We start from the raw sequence: 15,812 nt of genomic DNA, 5'->3' as shown, positions 1-15,812 counted from the left end.
GTGTCATCTACTGATAAAATATAATAACCTGTAATCTAACAATACATTTTTCAAAAGTACATGAAATTACCGATAAATGCAAGTAAAATTTTACTCTAACTGTTGGTGTTACTATACTTTACGGTGATAATCCTATGTTGACGTTTTCCATTTAATTATTAGAATAGTTTTTAAACAAAAAAACGATCCCAACCGGGATCGTTTAATTATGAAGTGAGAGATGATTATTCCTTAATGATTTTCACGAATGCTTCTGCATTGTTGATCCTCACTAAATAAGCTCCGGATACCAGAGAAGATACATCGGTCTGCCTGTTCTCAAACTTCCCTTCTTTTATCAGTTGTCCGGAAAGGCTGTAGATCTGGAAATAATACTCTTTGTCATCAGCATTGATGTATAGTATATTCTTAACCGGATTTGGGAAAAGAATCAGTTTGCTGTTGTCTTTCTGCATCTTTTCAATGTCCTTTTTGGCAAAGGTATTGACAGCTTTCTGCATTGCGCTTTTAGGGACGGGAATTGCTGAAGGATCATATCTTGGGATTTCATTTCCTTCGGCGTCATATTGGATCTTGGCACAACGGCAAGACATTGCAGCCTGTGGGTTGAAATCATAGGTCGGAGTAAAGTAAAAGATAACATTCAATGGAGAAGAAGTGGTAGTTTGGCCACCTTCAGAATTGAAGTACATTCCTACTGCCTTACCTGATCCGTTCCCTAAAGCGGCAGAAGTCCAAATCCCCGATTTATAGAAACTTGCATTGGCTGCATCAATGATACCATCCATATTATTACCTCCGGCAAAACCTCTGATTCCATTGTTTGCAAAATTACCGATGTTATAACCGGGCTTATTGAAGACGAATCCATATCTGATGTTCGTTTTTGCGCCGGTAGATCGGGCATATCCTCCGATATAATTTCCTTTATTGACATTATAATTTTCAAAGTGAACCCTGTTGTTTGGAGCGTAGCTGGGTACTCCTGATAATGTGCTTGAAATAGTAGGATCTATTCCGTAGAAGTTTTTATAGCTTCCGTTGGACTGAAGAATGCTGAACTTGGCATTATAGAACCATGGAGAGTTTCCTTTGGCGTAACTTAAGTAGCCGTCAAAGATGTTTACACCGTCCACCGCTGTTCCCTGTAGATCAGGGATTCTCCAGCCGGCAGGACATGGGTCATATGGAGATTTTGTTCCGGCATGGTTCCATCTTTCAGTAAATAATCCGTTCTCATCAGAAATCCAGTCGAACTTAGCAGCATCGTTCTGATACAGAAATACAAATGGGTTATTAACAGAGTACTTTAGAACTTTTTTTATTTTTAAAGCTGTATTGTCCGTAGGCAATACATTGGCATTTGAACTGTTGGAGTAAGTACTGTAAGGTTTTGTATAATTACTCATATAGCTGGTATTGGTAATATCCGCTGCACCATACTGGATGACTCCGCCTGCAAGGTTGCTTTGTCTGTAGACGTTATAGGTATTGAAAGGTCTGGATAATTTTCCGGAAACCCAGACCTGAGGGTAATTATAGAAGCCTCCGGGATTGTAAAATACAGGGATCGGATCTTTTCTTCCCCATTGGAAATGCAGGCCGCCACTGTTCTTGATCTGATCTACCCGTAAACTGTTTACAGAAGTTGGGTTAGAGGCCTGGTATCCCAGTGGTGAAGTTTCTGTATCAGCAGAACCTTCCACATGTTCGTTGATAAATGGCATCTGTGCTCCTAGGTCCCTATCCATTAATATTGTTTTTAAGGGAACTCCATAATAACTGTTTGTTGGGTTTACGAACTGCTCATTAGCTGCTTTTATACCATCATTTGCTATAGATTCTGTGGTGAATTCTGGGCTTTCCTGTATTACTGTGCCGGGAACCCAGATATGCCAGCTCCAAAGAACCGGGTCAGGATTTCCACTACTTATCCATCCGGTATTTCCTAAATGAAAAGCTACCACGGCGTTACCTGTACGGCCCTGGTTGAGAGTTACCCTTAATCTGGAATTTTCCATAGTGTCTCCAATGATTTCCATGTTGGCAATCAGGTTCTTATCAGTTGTCCACTGTACAGAGGCAGATTTGATGTTTCCTGTTGGCATTTCATTATTTTCGGATAAATAGAGGTTATGCATTGCATATGCTTTTCTCAAAGGAATATCGATAACCATGTCTTTATCTGCTGCAGGTACATCTAACGTGGTGTTGGTATATTCAATGTAACTGTTGGGGTCTTTTGTCCATTCCTTAAGAGTTTCCGATGAATATTGTACAGGGGATGCAGCCACATATTCTGTTTCGAATGCTGCAGACATATAAGCATTGTTAGGATCTTTTATACAGCGTACTGCCCTTGTTTCATAGGTATTTCCCTCAAGAATGCGGTTATAAGCTATATTGTGCCATCCTACATTTGAGTGGTTGGGAACATTTCCTGCATCTGATATTAGGAAAAGTCCTCTTGCTCCTGTTACGGGAGTTTCCCCCGGGCTGATGGAAGAAAAGAACGTAGAGGCATGCAGTGCTCCATCACTATGCTGATCCTGGAAGCCTATGAATGGCTGTTTGTATAGCTTGTTGGCATCCCTTAATCCGTCAATCTGGGCACTGGTACGGTTGGCTAAAGTCATTGGCTGAGGGTAGTACTCATAGTTTCCTGTGATGGGTAGCATTCCTAAATTTCGGTCAGCAACATTGCTTAAGTCAAATCCATAACCAGGATAAACTTTTATTCCAGGATATTGTGGACTTAAGGTATTAGGCGAGATATCCACATTACTCATGCTTCCTGCCTTACCCCATGGGCTGGTTTTCGGTTCTGCATCTACGGATGAGTAGAAAGAAGGAACTCTCCATCCGCATGGGCATGGGTCAAAAGAAGATTTCATTGCATACTGCTTGCTTTCTTTGGCAACGGTTGCGTCAGAAGTATTCATATTTACCCATTTTCCACCACGGGTATCTCCCCACAAATCCCAGGTTTCATTGTCATAATGGTTGTTCGTGTTGAATACCTTATACTTATTTTTTGAGAACCATGTGGTTTGCTCTTTTCTTTCCCAGTCGTTTGCACCAGGACCCTGAATCAGATAGTTTTCTCCGTTATCAACAGGTGTTTCTCCTATTTTGTACACATAAACCGGTGGAATAATTAAGTTGATAGGATTATTGATGGAATATCTAATGTTTCCGTTAGGAGAATCAAAACCTGTATTGTCAGCCGGTGCATACAGGCTTCCTCTGTATTTTGAAGGAACGGAACCTTTCAGGATTCCAACTTCTCCTCTGATGGTATATATCGAAAGATCTTTATAATTGGATGGGAACGGGTCTTTTCTTCCCCATTGATATTGCAATCCTCCTGATTTGTGGAAATCATGACCTACAAGATTGGCATTGGTCGCTCCAAGGTTCCTGTCCATCCATTTCCAGTCTGTTACAAGGTTATTGTTTTTATCAGCCTCAAATCCCTGGTGATATGTGCTTCCATTGGTTGGGTCATCCGTAACCCAAACATGCCAGGTCCAGTATATTTTATCATCAATACGATAAGAAACCACAGCGTTTCCTTCTTTCAATTTATTGACAAGTACTTTAATCCTGGCATTTTCTCCGGCTCCCTCAAGGGCCACTGATTTTATCAGTCCTACTTCATCTTCCCAGTATAATCCGGCTTTGGCAACTCCTGCATCCGGAATCCTGGTATAGTTGTTCTGTTCATCCTTCATGAGGTCGCCTCCTTTTGCCCACATTTCATATGCTTTTTAACAGGAATATAAAGGCCATCCACATTATTACCGTTTTTATCTTTTCCTGTAAAAATATAGCTGTTGGGGGCTTTGGTCCAGTCTATGACATTATTGTCCGGAAGAGCTCCTGAGTTTATTGCAAAACATGCATTCACACATTCCCCAACATTATAAGGAATATTGAAGATTCCTACATAGTTGATGAATTTTGATATTTCTGATTCAATATCCTGTAGTGAACGTACGGGGTCATAGAAATTGGTAACACTATTCCGGAGGGCACCCATGCCATATAAGGTCATTTCCGGTGTATTAGAAATGATCAGGTCTTCAGAACCCGGTCCCCTACGGACATTGCCCTGATCATTGGTGTAACCGAAATGAGGAGCGCCATAATTACTGTGAGCCGTAAGGTTAGTAATGTTAATGTAGGATCCGTTACTTTTGTAGACACGGAATCCTGTAATATAGCTGGATACAATCACAATAGGCTCCTGGTCAGTCATGAAGTCAGATAGTTTTTCATGGATGGTATTGTACATATTAAAGTATCTGCTTTCCAGGCTGTTTGGGTTCTTAAAGTTGTGGTAACCAGGTCCGTTGGGTTCTCCCGGCCATTGGCTGAATTTCATCATCAATCCGTTGATGGAGAATTTCCCTGCAAACATATATACAGGATCATCATAGCTGTACAGATAAGGGATCGGATGTCCTGGCATCTCATGGTAAATAAACTCCGGAGTGGCGCCCAATGTATCGCTTATAGCTCCTGTATTCACCATCTTTACGGATTTACTCCCATTAGTATCGGTAAGGAGATCTGAAGGGTTCTTTGGAGAAAATACAACATCATCTTTCTTATTGTTCATAATGATATTGCTAAGTTTATTCCACGCATGGGCTGAGGTTACCCTGTCTTTGATACCTGTAACTTTTCCTGTATTATCAAGGATAAGTGTTCCTTCTTTTTTAGGAGTCAAAAGGATGGTGTATTCATTTTCGTCAAGGTCACAGCTGGTGGGGCTATAATCTCCTTGCTTGTAATGGCTTACGGATTTGTTCCATGTCACACTGCTGAAGTTGCTGAGATTCGAATTGGAGTTCAGTTCAATCTTCAGGTTATAGGTTGCTGTAGTGGCTTCAGGCAGTTCAAAAACAGCTTTAAGGTTTTCATTGTACTGATTGTAGGAATACAGAATCTTGCACCAGGCGGTTATCCAGCCGCCTTGCGGGGTCTGATACTTGATCTCCATGCGGACATCATCGCTGGTGAAAGGCTTTGTGAATTTTCCTTCAATAACAACCAGTCCTTTCTGGTTGACATTCTGCTGAATGGTGAAACCTGGATCCAGATCATAGACATAAGGCGGCGTATAACGGCTCACCCCTGGAGGCTTTTCTTTTCCATAACTGTACTCTGCCGGAATGGAAGAGAGCCTGGAAAAAGCTTGGCTGGGTACTATACAGAATAGTACGGCAATAGCTCTGAGCATAGACTTTTTTTTCATGTGTTTAGAATTTATTAAACGTTGTGTCTTTTTAAAGTGGTAAAATATCCAGATTCACAATAGAAGACCAGCTTGCTTTCTTCACTTATTGTGAATAAAAAGGCAAAGTCTATAAACATAAGTGTTTACAGTTGTTCTGATTTTAAATGCTAATGTTGTGTTTCTGAAAGGTAAAAGGATGGGCAGCCGTAGTTTCAACTACCCGATTGAATTTGAGTGTTTTTTTCATAGTTGTGTGTTTTTAATTTTTTAAAAATGAATTATAGTATAACTGTTTTCATTTTTTGTAAAAATAGAAAAAAATAATAAATTTCAAATAGTATCGCAGAATTTTATGATTGGCTTTGTTTTATAGTGTATTACGCCAGCGTTTCAAAAATCTTCAGCCATTGGCAGGTTTTATATCTTATTGTTGATATAGCCTTGTGTTGCTTTTAAATTTGGAAAAATTTTTCCGGGGTTTCCCATAACGATAGAATCCTGTGGTACATCGAAATTAACATAAGAATTAGGAACAACAAGTACATTATTACCAATAGTAATGGCGCCTACAATTACAGCATTGGTGCCTATCCATACTTCATCACCAATAACGGGAGAACCCTCATTTTTTCCGCGGTTTTGCTGGCCGATGGTAACTCCATGGGCAATATTGCAGTTTTTCCGATAATCGTTTTCGGATTGATGACAAGGCTTCCAAAATGTCCTAAATAAAAACCTTCACCAATCTGGGTTTCAGGATAGATCTGAAATCCGTATTTGATCTGATAATGTCTTAGTACTATCCTCCAGAAAATATTCAGAACGGGTTTCTTCTGATATTTCTGTGCCTTTCTCAAGATGTAAATAAAATGGAGATTGGGATTGATGCATTTTTTCCAGATCTGAAATGTTGAAAGCCATTTTCCGCTTTCCCGGTAAAAGTCTTTTTGAATAATAGAATAATCAGCCATTGTCAATGTTTTTATGCTTCGTCAATTATTTTCTGAAGATGTTCTACGGATTTTTCCAAAACAAAGGGAAGTTCCGTTTCAGAGATCTGTTTCCGGTATTCTTCAGTAGCATTTTTATCAGTAAGGAACTTTTTCATTCCCTCATATATTCCTTCTTCGGAATTTGCGGTGATATTTCCCAGTTTTCCGTCCTGCAGAAGATCCCTGATTCCGGAAATGTCTGTTGCCGAAATAGGTTTGTTAAGAATAAGGGCCTCAGCAATAATGGTAGGAAACCCTTCATGCCGCGAAGACATAATATAAAAATCCGCCTTTTTCATGTAAGGGTAGGGATTGCTGCTGAAACCAAGCATTTTTGCAGTATCCTGAAGTCCTAACGTATTAAGTTGCTCCTGAATAGCATTAAAGTCATAGCCGTCACCAATGATCAGCAGCTGGTGCTTTAATCCTTCATCAATCAGTTTTTTATGAACATTCAATAGCCTGTCATAGCCTTTCTGAGGATATACGGTTCCTACAGTCACAAAAGTGGGAAGATCATTACTGAAAGGGTAATCGCTGATTTCAATATCTGCTTTTCTTAAAGTATCATTTTTATCTATCGGATTAAAGATTTTAATCACATTCTGTTTCTCCCGGTCATTTTGTGCAGCCTTCAGCATTTCTTCTTTCAGTTTTTCGGAAATTACCAGTATCCGGTCAAATTTAAAAAGCTCCCTTATAACATCCGGTGTATATTCTTTCAGATTAAAAATATCATTCTGAATCCAGATTATTTTTTTGAATCTTTTTGCGGGCTGGAAAGCAGCTCTTTGTACATCCCATGGATGGCCGCTATCTCTACGTCATATTTTTTATTTTTCAAAACAAACCTGTAAAGAAGCGACGGAAACCATAAAAACATTTTCTGATACAGTACTCTGAATACCTTTACCGGTATTTCATGGGGCCTGTTGGTGGCAATCATTTCTCCTTTAAGCAAATAATGCAGATTGACCCATGACGGAATTTCCTTGATATACATTCCTGTATACAGGTTGATGAGCAGGTCTATTTCATATTTGTCCTCAGGAAGATTTTTAAGAAAATTAACAAGGACTTTTTCTGCACCACCGTGGCGAAGGGAACCAATACGTATAAGAATTTTTTTTTCAAAGGAGAATTATTTATTTAGAGTTCTTTTAAGTTTCAAAAGCAGCTTAAATTGTCTGGTTTTGAGAAGTAAAAATAAAGCTTTTCTGTAAAACCCTGTATATATGAAATGACAGATGTTTATCGATGATGCTATGCAGTCCAGATTTTTATAGGCTTCTTTTCTGCTTAAGTTTTTACCGATAATACCCTGATCGATACCGGATTCAATAATATCCCAGTCTACCTGATAAACATATTTTTTAGCTTTTTGCCGGATTGCTGCCGGTGTAAGGAAATAAAATCTTTTATGGCAGTATGCAATTTGAATAAAGATTCAAAGGAATGTTTTGACCTGCTCAGCGAGCTTTCAGTAAACTCATAATGATACAGGGAGGCATCAATGATTTTTATGGCATTAATGTGTTTCATATATTCCAGAAAGAACATCAGATCTTCACCATAACTTACTTCTTTGTTAAAAGCAATCTTATTTTCTGTGATGATTTCCCTTTCAAAAAATTTTGCAACGGGCCCTCCGAAATATAACAGGTTATTTCTCACCAGTAATTCTGTAAAATCTGTCTGTATTTGATACGTTTTATAATGAAGATCTCTGGCTTTACCCCGTATAATGTTCTGAAGAAGTAAAGTATCTGATGATTTATAATGATCAACGAAAACCTGGAGATAATTTTTTCAACCCAGTCATCAGAATCTATAAAACAGATTATTTTTCCTTTTGCATGAGAAATACCCATATTCCTTGTATCACTTACTCCGCTGTTTTTAATTTTATCAATGACTTTAACTCTTTGATCTTTTCCGGCAAATGAATTCATGATTTCTAAAGAACAATCTGCAGAACCATCATTTATTAACAGCAGTTCAAAATTTTTATAACGCTGCTCTAAAATAGAATTAATACATTGAGGCAGGCTATTCGCAGAATTGTAAACAGGAATGATGACGGATATAAGCATATCCTGTTCTAAAGTATCTTTTCCCATTGCAGTACTATTTTTTCTTTACTCCATTTTTCTGATTCCGCTTTGCTGGAAACCATAAGCTCTGTAAGTTCACCAGGGTTGTTAATCAGATGTTTCAGTTTTATGATAAAATCCTCCTTATCGTGCATCCGGATCAGATAACCGTTATTGGCATTTATGATTTCGGAAGGACCGGTAGGACAGTCATAGGCAATAAGAGCATTACCACAGAACATGGCTTCAATAAGAACGGTAGGCAGGCCTTCGTTCAGTGAGGTCATGCAAAATATTTTTGATTTTTGTATAGCGCTAAGATTTGTTCCTGAGGAATGCTTCCGAGAAATTCAATGGAATGGAGCCCAAGCTTCTGAGCCTGCTCTTTGAGTAAATTTTTTTGGCTTCCGTCACCGGCAATAATGATTTTCCAGTCTTCACCTATATTGCATTCCTTGATGATATTAATTAAATCTTCTACATTTTTTTCAGGATCCAGCCTGCTTACAGTACAGATAATATTTTCTTTATTGGAAATATCCAGTTGGAAATTTTCATAATTATCCCCGATAATGTTGGAAATAACCACAGAATTCGGATTTATTTTTTTGTAATGCTCCAGCGAAGTCTGTGTCAGGGAGATGATGGAGCGCAGGTTTTTATAATATTTCCGTAAAATGCGGTAATAAACCAACCCGCCTGTCTGGTAGCTGATATGTTCCCACGCAATTGTTTTCTTACTTACCTGACTGTCAACAGCCAGCATTGAGGAAATTTTATACCAGCAGGAAACGATAGTGTCATACCTGTGATGGTTTTCACGGATCCATTGTTTTAATACCCTGTATGAGCCAAAATCATACAGATAAGAATAAATATTATATATTTTGGGGATTTTACTGTACTTCTTATACATGGAAGTTCCGAGCCTTGCGTATTTATCTCCAAAAGAATTGATATAGTGTTTTTTAACTTTAGGATGTATCGGATAAAAATCCTCGTGCGGCTCAAGCAGAAAAAGAATTTCAATGTCGTAATTGAGCTCTGCCAGTTCTGAGGTTAGATGGGAAAGTACTTTAGCTATGCCGCCAGCCTTGGTATTTTGGTAATATATAAATAAGATTTTTTCCGTTTCATGGTTTTTATTTGATTTTCCTTGCTTTTTTGAATTTGTAAGGAAGATTCTCTTTGATATAGGCGTCCAGTTTTTTTCTGTCTTTCTCCAGTTCACGGGGATATTCCGGATTATTTTTAAGAACGATGTCACCATAATCTTCAATGGTGCAGAGAAACTGTGCAGGGTTTCCGATAAAGACCGTATTGTCAGGCATAGACTGCGATAACACAGAATTAGCTCCCAGAATACAGTTGTTTCCAATCTGTACATCCTGCATGATCACACAATTAAGGCCAATGGTACAGTTATTTCCGATTTTTATTCTTCCGAGGATTCTGGCATCTTCATATCCGGGAAGCCTTCTCAGAAGAGTAGTGGTTCCCCCGTGATTTACAAACCTTACATCCCCGGCAATATTCACATTATCACCAATTTCGATAAGGTAAGGTTCTGTTCCGAAATACACTTTATCAGGCATATTGAAGTTTTTACCTACTTTCATCCCTCTGTATTTTGCCACTTCAAGACTGGCCCTGTTCAAAAAAGTATGATAGAGAGCGTCTATTTTTAACAAGATTCTGAATATAAAAATCATCAAAGTGTAAATTTGTTTTCGTTACTTTTGCAAAGAAAGAGAATTTATTAATATGATGAAAATTTCAAAAATAGAATATTATCTGCCTCAGCAGGTGTTAACTAACGATGATCTTGAAAAACAGTTCCCCGAATGGAGCTCAGAGCGTATCCAGGAGAAAGTAGGCATTTCCCAGCGCCACATCTCTTCTGATAATGAAACCGTACTGGATATGGCCGTACAATCTTCAGAAAAAATTTTCGAAAGCTATGACAGGAACCAAGTAGATTTTATTTTGTTCTGTACCCAGAGTCCTGAATATTTCCTGCCTACAACGGCCTGTATTTTGCAGGACAGACTGGGGCTTAGAAAAAATATCGGAGCCATAGATTTTAACCTGGGCTGCTCGGGATTTGTGTACGGACTGGCTTTTGCAAAAGGATTGATCTCTGCAGGAATTGCAAAGAGTATTCTTTTGGTTACTTCAGAAACGTACACCAAACATATTCATCCTGATGATAAAGGAAACCGAAGTATATTCGGGGATGCCTCTGCTTCTGCCATTATCGAAAAGGCTGAAGGTAATGATTATCAGTTCTGTCTGGGAACAGACGGCAGCGGTGCAGAAAATCTTATTGTGAAGAAAGGGGCTTTTAAAAAGATTTTGAGCTGAATCCTGAACATGAATTCAGCCCGGAAAATATTTATATGAACGGCCCGGAAATTTTTAATTTTACGATTGAGAATATTCCCGGACTGGTAAAAGAAACACTGGAAGTGAACGGAATGACCATGGATGATATTGATCATTTTGTTTTTCATCAGGCTAATTCTTTTATGTTGAATTATTTAAGAAAGAAAACGAAAATTCCTGCGGAAAAGTTCTATATTGATATGGAAAAAACAGGGAATACTGTTTCTGCAACCATTCCTATTGCTCTTAAAAATATGATGGAAAAAGGAATGCTGAAAGAAGGAGATAAGGTTTTAATGGCAGGATTCGGAGTAGGGTACTCATGGGGAGCTACTATTATGGAAATTTAAAAACAAACATTTAAAATTATAAAATATGAAAACATCTGTTTTTAGAAAAACTACAGGAGGAATTGGAAGAAGATGAAACATTAACTACTGAAACGAATCTGAAATCTCTGGAAAGCTATGATTCTATCAGCTTACTTTCTGTTATTGCGTTTGTAGACGAAAATTTCAGCAAGAAAATTGATACCAAGCATTTTAAAGATATCGAAACCGTATCAGATTTAATGGATGTTATAGGGAAAGAAAATTTTGAAGATTAATGGATGCTTTCTCATTAAAAAATAAAATTATTCTCATTACAGGCGCTTCTTCCGGAATCGGGAGAAGCTGTTCTGTAGGATGCAGCAAAAGCGGTGCAAACCTGATCCTTGTGGGCAGAAATCATGAAGAACTGATGAAAACCGTCTCCATGCTGGATCCTGAAACAAAAGTGGAAACGATAACTGAAGATATTACCCAATCTGAAAACCTTGAAGCAATTATTGCTGATAAAGTTTCAGTTTTAGGTAAAATATCAGGATTTATACACTGTGCCGGTATCGAAAAAACATTACCGCTAAAAAACACCATTCTCAGCTGTATCAGGACATATTTGCCGTGAATGTCATTGCAGGACTCGAAATTGCTAAAATTTTATCCTTAAAAAATATAAAGACGAAACCTCCAGTTTTGTATTTATCTCTTCGGTTGCAGGAATGGTAGGAGAGGCAGGAAAAGCTGCATATTCTGCGAGTAAAGGAGCGGTAATTGCCGGAGCCCGTTCATTGGCCATGGAGCTTTCAAGAAGTAATATCCGTGTCAATAGCATAAGCCCTGCGATGGTAAACACTCCGATTTTAGAAAAAATGTTTGAAGATATTGGTGAAGAGGCTTCATCTGAGATCATAAAAAAGCATCCGCTGGGAATAGGCGAACCTGAAGACGTAGCGAATGCCTGTATTTTTCTGCTGTCTGATGCCTCAAGATGGGTCACAGGTACCAATCTCGTGATTGACGGAGGATATTCTGCACAGTAGCCTATTTTCTGTATAGCGTTTCTATCATATTTTCTACGCTGTCAAATATTTTCTTATTGTCAAACTGGCTTTCAATAGTTTTCAGATTCTCCCTGATTTGAAGAACAAAGCCGGGATCCGTAAGGAATTTTTTCATAGCCGAATACATTTCATCGATCTCGTAATTGATGAGGTATCCCGTTTCCCGGTCTTTGATCATAAGACCTACATCTCCTACCTCTGTTGCAATAATCGGTTTTTGAAGGATTAATGCTTCGGCAATTACCAATGGCCAGGCTTCAGATTCTGAAGGAAGGATAAAATAATTTGCCTTTTTGATGTAAGGATATGGGTTCATCTGATTCCCTGCTAAAATAAATGTTTTTTCAACATTGTTTTTTGCTGTCTGAGCCCTGAGGTTCTTCATTTCGTCACCATCACCAATGACAATAATACTGTGATGGAAACCTTCGTTAATAAGCCTTGTATGAGCTTCAATAAGTTTATGGTAGCCTTTTCTTGAATGAAGCCTTCCGATAGATGCAAAGACAGGCCCTTCCGGAAAATTTTCCAGTTTTTCTTCCGCTTTCCGCTTGATCTCTTCAATAGGAATAGGATTGATAATTACACTTTCTGCCGGATAATTGAGATCCGGATAGTGCTGATGCATCATATCTTTTATCTTGTGGGAACAATATACCATATGATCAAACTGAGGAAAGCTCTTTAAAATATCAGGGACCAGCGGCTGAAATTTTGGAACATTAATTTCAGAATGAAACCATCCTATTTTTTTTGATTTTTTATTGGTAGAATTAAGAATGGCATCGTAATCCCTGTAATCCATACCGATTTCTATATCAAAAGTATCATTGATGAGACGGTCGGCAATCGCAGGGTTGTTTTTCAGTTTTCTCAGCTTCAGTCTTCTTTTAACAAGCTGAAGCTTCTGTAAAATAGAGTTCCCGGAAAAATCTTCTTTTCCATCGGTAAGATATAGTTTTCTGATATGTTTCGGAAGTTCATCACGCAATTTCCCCTGGTTAAGGGTCAGGCATACCGTCATTTCAAATTTGTCAGGATCAAGGTTATTGAGAAGAGCCAGTAATACTTTTTCTACGCCTCCCATTTCCATGGAACGATGCCTGAACAGAATTTTTATTTTTTTCTAACATTATCCGAAGATTGATTGTAAAGTAATTTTTATTTTTTCTTGATACGGAAAGGGAGCTGGTGCTGGTATTGCAGCAGTCCGAATATTTCATCTGCATTTGTATATTGTTCCGGAACTTTTTCTCCATTAATGGTGGTAAGTCCTCTGCGCTTCATGGTATTGAAAATCACCTGGGCAAAATAGTCGTGGGATTTCTTTTTATTGTCATTCTGGGAGATTCCGCCCTGATGTGTTCTGTAAAAATAGTTGGTTTCATCAATAAACCGAACTTTCCCTTTTTCATACATTTTAAGGTATAAATCCTGATCTTCTCCTATTTTTAAATTGGGATTCATTTTTTCGGTTTGTTCATAAACTGCCTTTCTGAAAGTCACAAAATGAGCAATCTGAATCGGGAAATTGAAAAAGTAAGGATCTCCATTCGGCACCTGCATGGCAGATCTGAATGGTGAAATCGGTTTCAGGTTCTGATCACAGGTCATGAATCTTGAGTAGGTAAGAACGGTATTTTTTTAGCCTGGAACACTTCCATACACTTTTGAATGGCTGTAGGGGCAATGGCATCATCAGGATCCAGAAACCCACAGATGTCTCCTTCTGCCAGTTCAATCAGCTTACTTTTTGTGACTCCTACACCGGAATTTTTTTCATTTTCAAAAAATTTAAATCTTTTGTCATTTGAAATTATTTCCTGTACTATTTTCTTCTCACTTTCAGCAGAAGCATCATCTAAAATTATAGCTTCCCAGTCTGTATAGGTTTGCTGAAGAATGCTTTCAAAACAGTCTTTGAAAAAAGAGCATTGTTATAGTGTGCGATAAGGATCGAAAACTTCATTATTGTTCCTTAAATATTAAATCCTGACGATTGATTACAGTAGTGTTAGGCGGAATGTCTTTGTAAATGGTACATCCTGCTCCGATAATGCAGTTATCTCCTATGGTAACCCCTTTTAAAACGGTTACGTTACTTCCGAGCCAGCAGTTACTTCCGATCTTGATGGGAGCGGTGGTGAACTCAGAGGAAAACAGCTTAAATTCCGGATGTGTCTGATAAGCATGATTGTGGTCGTAAAGCTTAACATTTTCCCCAAACAGCGTGTTGTCACCTATTGAAATGCTGTCAAGACAATTGATGGAACAGAAATTATTCATGAAAAAATGATTCCCGATTTCTAAAGTCGCATTTTGCTGTACCAGGATGTGTACATAATTTCTGAAACTCACGGAATCCCCGATGGTAATTTTCTTTAAATTTCCGTGCAGAACAAAATGATTGCTGGTCCCAAGCTTTATCCCCTTAAAAGAAACATTAGGGTGTTTTCTGAGACGAGAAATCTGACTTTTCCGTTGAATTTTTGCTAAAATTTCATATAGCATACCTGAATTTATTTTCACATTTGTAGCCTACAAATATAATTTGTTTTACATAATTATAAGAATAAATCTTATTTTTGTGCCTTAAAATTAATACTTTATATCAGATAAACAGCCTGCCGCTTTGAAGGAAGTATCTTTTGATAAAGTAAAGCATTTTGTTTTTCTGTGAAGATAAGTCAGATTACATTTACCCGGTTTGTTGCCGCCATGGCAATTGTTGTTTCCCATTTTAATAAAGATCTGTTTTTATATAAGATAGACTACATTTCCAATCTTTTTCTGAGGGCTAATGTAGGGGTCAGCTATTTTTTTATCCTTTCAGGGTTTATTATGATTATAGCATATCATAAGAAAGACAAAATTGATTATCTGGAATTTTATAAAAACAGGTTTGCCCGGATTTATCCGCTTTATATGCTTGGGCTTTTGCTGTATTTTATGACGCGGTATGAGATGTTCGACTGGTATAAAGTGGTTTTATATGGATTGGGGATTCAGAGCTGGATACCCGGAGAAGCCATGATCCTCAATTTTCCGGGATGGTCTATCTCCGTTGAGTTTTTCTTCTATCTGCTTTTTCCGCTTTTATATAATTATTTTTATGCCAAAAAGAATAAAATGATCTGGGTGTTTGCCATTGCTCTATGGCTGGTTACCCAGGTGTTTTCTAATCTTTACCCGGTGTATGGAGCGTATGAAGGGCCTCATACAAAAGCCATGAGTTCCTTTACTATTTCCCTTTCTGGCATCTTAATGAATTTCTGATCGGAAACCTTGCGGGGATATTTTTCGTAAAAAATTACAGACAGAAAAATTACGACCGTCAGGTTATTGCCGTTTTTTTACTGATCCTTATATCTCTGATGTTTGTACCGCTTTTCTACCATAATGGTCTGATGGCTTTACTTTTTGTTCCTGCTATCATCCTGATTTCTGCCAATAACGGCCGGGTTGCCAGATTATTTTCATTGAAGCCGCTGGAGTATCTGGGAGAAATAAGCTATGGCATATACATTACGCATATCCCTGTTCTTTATCTTTTAAGGGCGTTTTTTAAGTCTCAGGAATATACATTCGGTATCGATACGGTATTTGTGATTTATATTGTTGTGATGCTGCTGAGTTCTGCTGTTTTCTACCAGTTTATTGAAAAGCCGATGCGGAATCTTTTAAGAAAGATCCATTTTGCAAAACATTAATTA

Annotated in this window: 18 protein-coding genes and 2 pseudogenes; 7 read left to right on the top strand and 13 right to left on the bottom strand. The window is 38.1% G+C overall.

Going from position 1 to position 15,812, the window contains the following annotated elements; translation table 11 throughout:
• Positions 1-224 precede the first annotated feature (224 nt).
• The 9 genes and pseudogenes from OWR28_RS21375 to OWR28_RS21335 form a co-directional block, all read right to left on the bottom strand.
• Positions 225-3,758: a T9SS type A sorting domain-containing protein gene (locus tag OWR28_RS21375; RefSeq protein ID WP_332388421.1), complete on the bottom strand. Its 3,534-nt coding sequence runs from the start codon at positions 3,756-3,758 to the stop codon at positions 225-227.
• The gene (locus OWR28_RS21370) at positions 3,731-5,263 is read right to left on the bottom strand and encodes a hypothetical protein (RefSeq protein WP_332388420.1); all 1,533 of its coding nucleotides are present in this window, start codon (positions 5,261-5,263) and stop codon (positions 3,731-3,733) included. The genes OWR28_RS21375 and OWR28_RS21370 overlap by 28 nt, the downstream gene beginning before the upstream one ends.
• A gap of 399 nt (positions 5,264-5,662) precedes the next feature.
• A pseudogene (locus tag OWR28_RS21365) lies at positions 5,663-6,216 on the bottom strand (serine acetyltransferase).
• An 11-nt stretch (positions 6,217-6,227) separates the two neighbouring features.
• A complete protein-coding gene (locus tag OWR28_RS21360; RefSeq protein WP_332388419.1) occupies positions 6,228-6,878 on the bottom strand; it encodes a glycosyltransferase in 651 nt (216 codons plus the stop codon).
• Positions 6,879-6,988: 110 nt separating this feature from the next.
• Positions 6,989-7,240 carry a hypothetical protein gene (locus tag OWR28_RS21355; protein ID WP_332388418.1) on the bottom strand — a complete coding sequence of 84 codons (252 nt, stop codon included), beginning with the start codon at positions 7,238-7,240 and terminating at the stop codon, positions 6,989-6,991.
• Positions 7,241-7,590: 350 nt separating this feature from the next.
• The gene (locus OWR28_RS21350) at positions 7,591-7,911 is read right to left on the bottom strand and encodes a hypothetical protein (RefSeq protein WP_332388417.1); all 321 of its coding nucleotides are present in this window, start codon (positions 7,909-7,911) and stop codon (positions 7,591-7,593) included.
• Positions 7,908-8,357, bottom strand: coding sequence for a glycosyltransferase family 2 protein (locus OWR28_RS21345; protein ID WP_332388416.1), 450 nt, complete (start codon positions 8,355-8,357; stop codon positions 7,908-7,910). The genes OWR28_RS21350 and OWR28_RS21345 overlap by 4 nt, the downstream gene beginning before the upstream one ends.
• Positions 8,339-9,096: pseudogene (locus tag OWR28_RS21340) on the bottom strand (glycosyltransferase). The gene OWR28_RS21345 and the pseudogene OWR28_RS21340 overlap by 19 nt, the downstream one beginning before the upstream one ends.
• 376 nt (positions 9,097-9,472) lie before the next feature.
• Positions 9,473-10,021 carry an acyltransferase gene (locus OWR28_RS21335; RefSeq protein ID WP_332388415.1) on the bottom strand — a complete coding sequence of 183 codons (549 nt, stop codon included), beginning with the start codon at positions 10,019-10,021 and terminating at the stop codon, positions 9,473-9,475.
• Positions 10,022-10,094: 73 nt separating this feature from the next.
• Here OWR28_RS21335 and OWR28_RS21330 point away from each other — a divergent pair, with 73 nt between their 5' ends.
• From OWR28_RS21330 to OWR28_RS21310, 5 genes are all read left to right on the top strand, one after another.
• The gene (locus OWR28_RS21330) at positions 10,095-10,694 is read left to right on the top strand and encodes a hypothetical protein (protein WP_332388414.1); all 600 of its coding nucleotides are present in this window, start codon (positions 10,095-10,097) and stop codon (positions 10,692-10,694) included.
• A 35-nt stretch (positions 10,695-10,729) separates the two neighbouring features.
• Entirely contained in the window at positions 10,730-11,065 is a 336-nt protein-coding gene (locus OWR28_RS21325) for a 3-oxoacyl-[acyl-carrier-protein] synthase III C-terminal domain-containing protein (RefSeq protein ID WP_332388413.1), read from the top strand.
• 35 nt (positions 11,066-11,100) lie between these two features.
• On the top strand, positions 11,101-11,322 hold the full coding sequence (locus OWR28_RS21320; protein ID WP_332388465.1) for a phosphopantetheine-binding protein: 222 nt from the start codon (positions 11,101-11,103) through the stop codon (positions 11,320-11,322).
• Positions 11,322-11,663, top strand: a complete 342-nt coding sequence (locus tag OWR28_RS21315; RefSeq protein WP_332388412.1) for an SDR family NAD(P)-dependent oxidoreductase — start codon at positions 11,322-11,324, stop codon at positions 11,661-11,663. The genes OWR28_RS21320 and OWR28_RS21315 overlap by 1 nt, the downstream gene beginning before the upstream one ends.
• Positions 11,664-11,757: 94 nt before the next feature.
• Positions 11,758-12,078 (top strand): SDR family oxidoreductase, encoded by a 321-nt coding sequence (locus OWR28_RS21310; RefSeq protein WP_332388411.1) that lies wholly within the window; start codon positions 11,758-11,760, stop codon positions 12,076-12,078.
• A gap of 1 nt (position 12,079) precedes the next feature.
• On the opposite strand, the gene OWR28_RS21305 is transcribed toward OWR28_RS21310, so the two are convergent.
• The 4 genes from OWR28_RS21305 to OWR28_RS21290 all read right to left on the bottom strand — a co-directional run bounded on the left by OWR28_RS21305 (position 12,080) and on the right by OWR28_RS21290 (position 14,628).
• Positions 12,080-13,186 (bottom strand): glycosyltransferase, encoded by a 1,107-nt coding sequence (locus OWR28_RS21305; protein ID WP_332388409.1) that lies wholly within the window; start codon positions 13,184-13,186, stop codon positions 12,080-12,082.
• A 74-nt stretch (positions 13,187-13,260) separates the two neighbouring features.
• The gene (locus tag OWR28_RS21300; RefSeq protein ID WP_332388408.1) at positions 13,261-13,713 is read right to left on the bottom strand and encodes a hypothetical protein; all 453 of its coding nucleotides are present in this window, start codon (positions 13,711-13,713) and stop codon (positions 13,261-13,263) included.
• Positions 13,710-13,967: a glycosyltransferase gene (locus tag OWR28_RS21295; protein ID WP_332388464.1), complete on the bottom strand. Its 258-nt coding sequence runs from the start codon at positions 13,965-13,967 to the stop codon at positions 13,710-13,712. The genes OWR28_RS21300 and OWR28_RS21295 overlap by 4 nt, the downstream gene beginning before the upstream one ends.
• Before the next feature lie 100 nt (positions 13,968-14,067).
• Positions 14,068-14,628, bottom strand: a complete 561-nt coding sequence (locus tag OWR28_RS21290) for an acyltransferase (protein ID WP_332388407.1) — start codon at positions 14,626-14,628, stop codon at positions 14,068-14,070.
• Positions 14,629-14,775: 147 nt separating this feature from the next.
• On the opposite strand from OWR28_RS21290, the gene OWR28_RS21285 reads away from it, so the two are divergent.
• Both OWR28_RS21285 and OWR28_RS21280 read left to right on the top strand, forming a co-directional pair.
• Positions 14,776-15,375 carry an acyltransferase family protein gene (locus OWR28_RS21285; protein WP_332388406.1) on the top strand — a complete coding sequence of 200 codons (600 nt, stop codon included), beginning with the start codon at positions 14,776-14,778 and terminating at the stop codon, positions 15,373-15,375.
• Positions 15,372-15,809, top strand: coding sequence for an acyltransferase family protein (locus OWR28_RS21280; protein ID WP_332388463.1), 438 nt, complete (start codon positions 15,372-15,374; stop codon positions 15,807-15,809). The genes OWR28_RS21285 and OWR28_RS21280 overlap by 4 nt, the downstream gene beginning before the upstream one ends.
• The last annotated feature ends 3 nt before the right edge of the window (positions 15,810-15,812 follow it).

Origin of the sequence: Chryseobacterium sp. 1B4, assembly GCF_036631475.1 — a bacterium.
Taxonomy (GTDB): Bacteria; Bacteroidota; Bacteroidia; order Flavobacteriales; family Weeksellaceae; genus Chryseobacterium.
This window is presented reverse-complemented; position numbering and strand designations above follow the sequence as displayed.